The following is a 4631-nucleotide window of genomic DNA, read 5'->3' on the forward strand; positions in this document are numbered from 1 at the left end:
CCCAGTCGACTGCAAGCAGCGAGGCCGGCTGCGTGATGTCGAGCCGCGCGCCCGGCGCGAGCTGCCACATGTAGCGCGAGCCGCCGCGGGAATCATCCGTGCGGCGCACCGCTATCTTAAAACCTTGCGAGGTGGCCTCACCGACCAGCGAATAGGATCGCGTCTCCGGCTGGCCGTCGATGGTGACGCTGACATTGATGTGGCTGCCGACCGGATAGGCCGCGCCGTCGAACTGATCAGGGCGGATCAGGAATTCGCGGATGCCGGGTGCGAGATCGCGGGTCGAGACCAGCGTCGCGGGTATCCAGGTTTCGATGAAGCGCATGGCGGCTGCCCTCAATCGGTTGCGGTTTTGATCAGCGCAAGCGCCGGCAAGAGGTCCAGATGGGTCCGGTTGCGCAGCGCAAGCCGCAGGTTTCGCACTGCCAGCCGCGCGTGCTCGCGCATGATCGCTTCGGCGCGCGCACCCTCGCGGTTCTCGATGGCGTCGATCACGACGCGATGGTGCTCCTGGCCGATGATCAGGATCTGCTGCGCCTCGGGCAGCGCGGATTGCGCCATCACGAAGCCGCTCGGGGATGCAAACGGCAGCGCGGAGGCGCGATCGATCTGGCGGATCAAGGGCGGGCTGCGCGACAATTCGGTGAGCAGGGCGTGGAAGCGCGCATTCAGCGCGACATAGGACGAGAAGGCTTCGATCGAAATCGGCACCTGGCGCAGCAATTCGTCGATCGCGGCAAGGCACTCCTTCAGCGGCTCCAGCTCGCGCGCGGAGACGCCGCGCTCGGCGGCAAAGCGCGCGGCGAGGCCTTCCAGCGTGCCGCGCAGCTCGATGGAATCGGAGATGTCGCGCTCCGAGAACGCCTTCACCATGAAGCCGCCGGAGGGAATCGCCTCCAGCAGGCCCTCCTCCTCGAGCCGCACCAGCGCCATGCGCACCGGGGTGCGCGAGGCGCCGGTCGTTTCCACCGCCTGGAGCTCGGAGATGCGCTCGCCCGGGCGCAAGGCGCCCGACAGGATCTGGTCGCGCAGCGCAAGCTGCGCCTTCACGGTCTGCGAGACGGAGCGGTCGACCTCACGCTCGGCCATGTTCTACTCCGCGGCCTGAAGATGCTGCGGCGGATTTTCCTTCGCCACCATGCGATCGATCAGCTTGCGCGTCCACATTGCGCCGGCATCGATGTTGAGGTTGTAGAAGATGCGATCGGGGTTCTCGTCCATGGCGCGTTGCTGCGCTTCGAGGATCAGCTCGTCCTCGTGGAAGATGCCGGAGACGCCCTCGCGGATCTCTGTCGTGATGCGCTGCTCGTCGAGCTGATAATCGCGCACGAAGGCCCAGAAATAGTGACAGGTCTTCTCGGTCTCCGGCGTAATGGTGTTGAGCACGAAGCCGTTGACGCCCTGCGAGCGGTCGCCTTCGGGCGCGCCGGTGCCGGTCGGTGCGACGCCGACGTCGATCGCAATGGTGCACGGCGCTTCGAAACGGATGATCTGCCAGCGATCGACGAGGCCGGTCTTGCCGAGCTGCTTGGCCCAGAACGGCGGCGGCTCGATGCCGCGCATCCAGCGCGTCACCGTGACTGTCTTCTCGCCATGGGTGACGTCGAACGGGGCTTCGGCGACCGCCTCGTTGCCGATCGAGGAGCCGTGCACGAACGTCTCGTGGGTGAGGTCCATGAGATTGTCGAGCACGAGACGGTAGTCGCATTTGACGTGGATGGTCTTGCCGTCGCCGGCCCAGGCCGGATCGTGATTCCAGTGCATATCGGGGACCAGCGCGGGATCGGCCAGCGCGGGATCGCCCATCCAGAGCCAGATGTAGCGGTGGCGCTCGACCACGGGATAGGCGCGGACGCAGGCCGACGGGTTGATGGTCTCCTGCGAGGGCATGAAGGTGCAGCGGCCCTGCGCGTTGTATTTCAGGCCGTGATAGCCGCAGACGACGGTGTCACCTTCGAGCCGGCCCTTCGACAGCGGCACCAGCCGGTGCCAGCAGGCATCTTCCAGCGCAGCGACCGAGCCGTCGGCCTTGCGGTACATCACGACATGCTTGCCGCAGATCGTCCGCGGCAGCAGCGCCGGCTTCACCTCGGCGTCCCAGGCGGCCGCGTACCAAGCGTTCATCGGGAAGGGTTTTGTCACTGGCGATCTCCCTCGGCTTATGAATACGTTATGTATACAATAACTGAAGAATGGAATCCTTCAAGAGCAAAAAATGCCTACCAAAGTACCTTTCATGCGTTCTTAGTATACAATCTTATGAAATCGGCCTTTCTTAGCAGGGACGGTGCACCTCTCCCGCTTGCGGGGGAGGTCGGCGCGAAGCGCCGGGTGGGGGCTCTCCCCGCCGAGGGGCTCTATCCGCAAGCTCAGAAAATCCCGACGCGGAAACACCCTCTCCCTAGCCCTCCCCCGCAAGCGGGGGAGGGAACGCACTCTCAGCGCGGCGACAGGCGACCGCAAGCGACTACGCCCCGAACACCTTCGCCAGCCCCGTCCGCGCCTCTTCCTGAATACGCTTCAGGTGCTCGGTGCTGCGGAAGCTTTCGGCGTAGATCTTGTAGACGTCCTCGGTGCCGGAGGGCCTGGCGGCGAACCAGCCGAAATCGGTTTCGACCTTGATGCCGCCAAACGGCTGGCCGTTGCCGGGCGCCTTGCTCAGCGTTGAGCGGACAGGGTCGCCGGCGAGATCCTTCAGGCCGAGTTGTTCCGGCGTGACTGATTTGAGGATGTTCTTTTGCGGCCCTGTCGCGGCAACGTCGATGCGCGCGTAATGCGGCACGCCGAACTCTGCGGTGAGATCGTTGAACAGCTGGCTGGGATCGCGGCCGGTCTTCGCCATGATCTCGGCGGCGAGCAGGCCGAGGATGATTCCGTCCTTGTCGGTGGTCCACACGGTGCCGTCGCGGCGCAGGAACGAGGCCCCTGCACTCTCCTCGCCGCCGAAGCCGAAGCCGCCCGTGAGAAGGCCGTCGACGAACCATTTGAAGCCGACCGGCGTTTCGACCAGCTTGCGGCCGAGCTTCTTGGCGACGCGGTCGATGATCGAGCTCGACACCACGGTCTTGCCGATCGCGGCATCCCTGCTCCAGTTCGGACGATGCGCGAACAGATAGGAGATCGCGGTCGCCAGATAATGGTTCGGATTCATCAGGCCGCCCGTGCGCGTCACGATGCCGTGGCGGTCTGCATCGGTATCGTTGGCAAAGGCGACGTCGAAGCGGTCGCGCATCCCGATCAGGCTCGCCATCGCGTAGGGCGAGGAGCAGTCCATGCGGATCTTCCCGTCCCAATCGACTGTCATGAAACGGAAGGTCGGGTCGATCGCCTCGTTCACGACGGTGGCCTTCAGGCCGTAGCGCTCGATGATCGGATGCCAATAATGCACGGCGGCGCCGCCGAGCGGATCGATGCCGATATTGATGCCGGCGGATTTGACCAGGTCGAGATCGACGACTTGGCCGAGATCAGCGACGTAGGGCGTCACGAAGTCGTAGGCGTGGACGTTCGCGGCTTTCTTCGCCTTGTCGTAGTCGATGCGCTTCACGCCCCTGAGAGCGTCGGCGAGGTAGGCATTGGCACGCTTTTCGACCACGCCCGTGACGTCGGTGTCGGCGGGACCGCCATGCGGCGGATTGTATTTGTAGCCGCCGTCCTCCGGCGGGTTGTGCGAGGGTGTGATGACGACGCCGTCGGCGAGGCCGCTGGTGCGGCCCTTGTTGTAAGTGAGGATCGCGTGCGAGATCACAGGCGTCGGCGTGTAGCCGCCGTCCTTGTCGATCATGATGTCGACGCCGTTGGCGGCGAACACTTCGACGGCGCTGACCAGCGCCGGCTCGGCCAGCGCATGGGTGTCGATGCCGATGAACAGCGGTCCGGTCAGCCCCTTTTCTCGTCTGTAGTCACAGATCGCCTGCGTCGTCGCGAGGATGTGGCCCTCATTGAAGGTGTTCTTGAACGAAGTGCCGCGATGGCCGGAGGTGCCGAACGCCACGTGCTGCGCGGGATCCGCGACATCGGGCTTGCCGGCGAAATAGGCCGTCACCAGCCGCGGAATGTTGGTGAGCGCGTCCGGCGAGGCCTGCTTGCCTGCCGCGGGATGAACATCAGCCACTGAAGTACCTCGTCCTGTCGTAACGGAGATAGCGGAGCACCATAGCATCGGCGGGGCCCCCGCCAAGGGCACAACACGCGCGACGGGGTGGCCGTTCCTTTGAGGGATGACCGTAACCCGCATGAGCGAAGCGATATGCGGGACCATCCACCCCGGATGTCGCTTTGCTGATCCGGGCTACGGGATCATGCTATGCTCCACGCCAACATGGCCCCTTCGAATCGTCCCATGATCCCTTCGCGCAAGCTGCTTCTGCTGATCGCCGGCCTCGTCGTGGCCGGCGCGCCGGCGCGCGCTGCGGAATTCTACACCGAGGATTTGCGCATCCCCATGGCCGAGGCCGGGCCGCAGGGGTTGGAGGCGTTTCTGGTCCGACCTGCCGGGACGAAGCGCTATCCGCTCGCGCTGCTCAGCCACGGCTCGCCGCGCAGCTTCGACGACCGCGCGACCATGTCCGCGCATAAGTATTACGGCATCGCGCTCGAATACGCCCGGCGCGGCTTCGCGGCGCTGATCG

General features: G+C 65.0%; 5 protein-coding genes. 1 reads left to right on the forward strand and 4 read right to left on the reverse strand.

The annotated features are described in order from the left end of the window. The 4 genes from MOV74_RS31735 to pgm form a co-directional block, all read right to left on the reverse strand. On the reverse strand, positions 1-325 hold a 325-nt coding region (locus MOV74_RS31735), incomplete at its 3' end, for an FAD-binding oxidoreductase (protein ID WP_246930929.1). Positions 326-336: 11 nt separating this feature from the next. After that, a complete protein-coding gene (locus MOV74_RS31740; RefSeq protein ID WP_094892757.1) occupies positions 337-1089 on the reverse strand; it encodes a GntR family transcriptional regulator in 753 nt (250 codons plus the stop codon). Positions 1090-1092: 3 nt separating this feature from the next. Next, positions 1093-2142 carry an aromatic ring-hydroxylating dioxygenase subunit alpha gene (locus tag MOV74_RS31745; protein ID WP_246930931.1) on the reverse strand — a complete coding sequence of 350 codons (1050 nt, stop codon included), beginning with the start codon at positions 2140-2142 and terminating at the stop codon, positions 1093-1095. A 325-nt stretch (positions 2143-2467) separates the two neighbouring features. Then, positions 2468-4114 carry a phosphoglucomutase (alpha-D-glucose-1,6-bisphosphate-dependent) gene (gene pgm, locus MOV74_RS31750; protein WP_246930933.1) on the reverse strand — a complete coding sequence of 549 codons (1647 nt, stop codon included), beginning with the start codon at positions 4112-4114 and terminating at the stop codon, positions 2468-2470. A 228-nt stretch (positions 4115-4342) separates the two neighbouring features. Here pgm and MOV74_RS31755 point away from each other — a divergent pair. Further along, on the forward strand, positions 4343-4631 hold a 289-nt coding region (locus MOV74_RS31755), incomplete at its 3' end, for an alpha/beta hydrolase family protein (protein WP_404979200.1).

This window comes from Bradyrhizobium sp. SHOUNA76, from assembly GCF_023006445.1.
Classification (GTDB): Bacteria; Pseudomonadota; Alphaproteobacteria; order Rhizobiales; family Xanthobacteraceae; genus Bradyrhizobium.

Coding starts and splice junctions, on each gene's coding strand:
- MOV74_RS31740 (WP_094892757.1), bottom strand. CDS start 1,089: ATGGCCGAGCGTGAGGTCGACCGCTCCGTCTCGCAGACCGTGAAGGCG.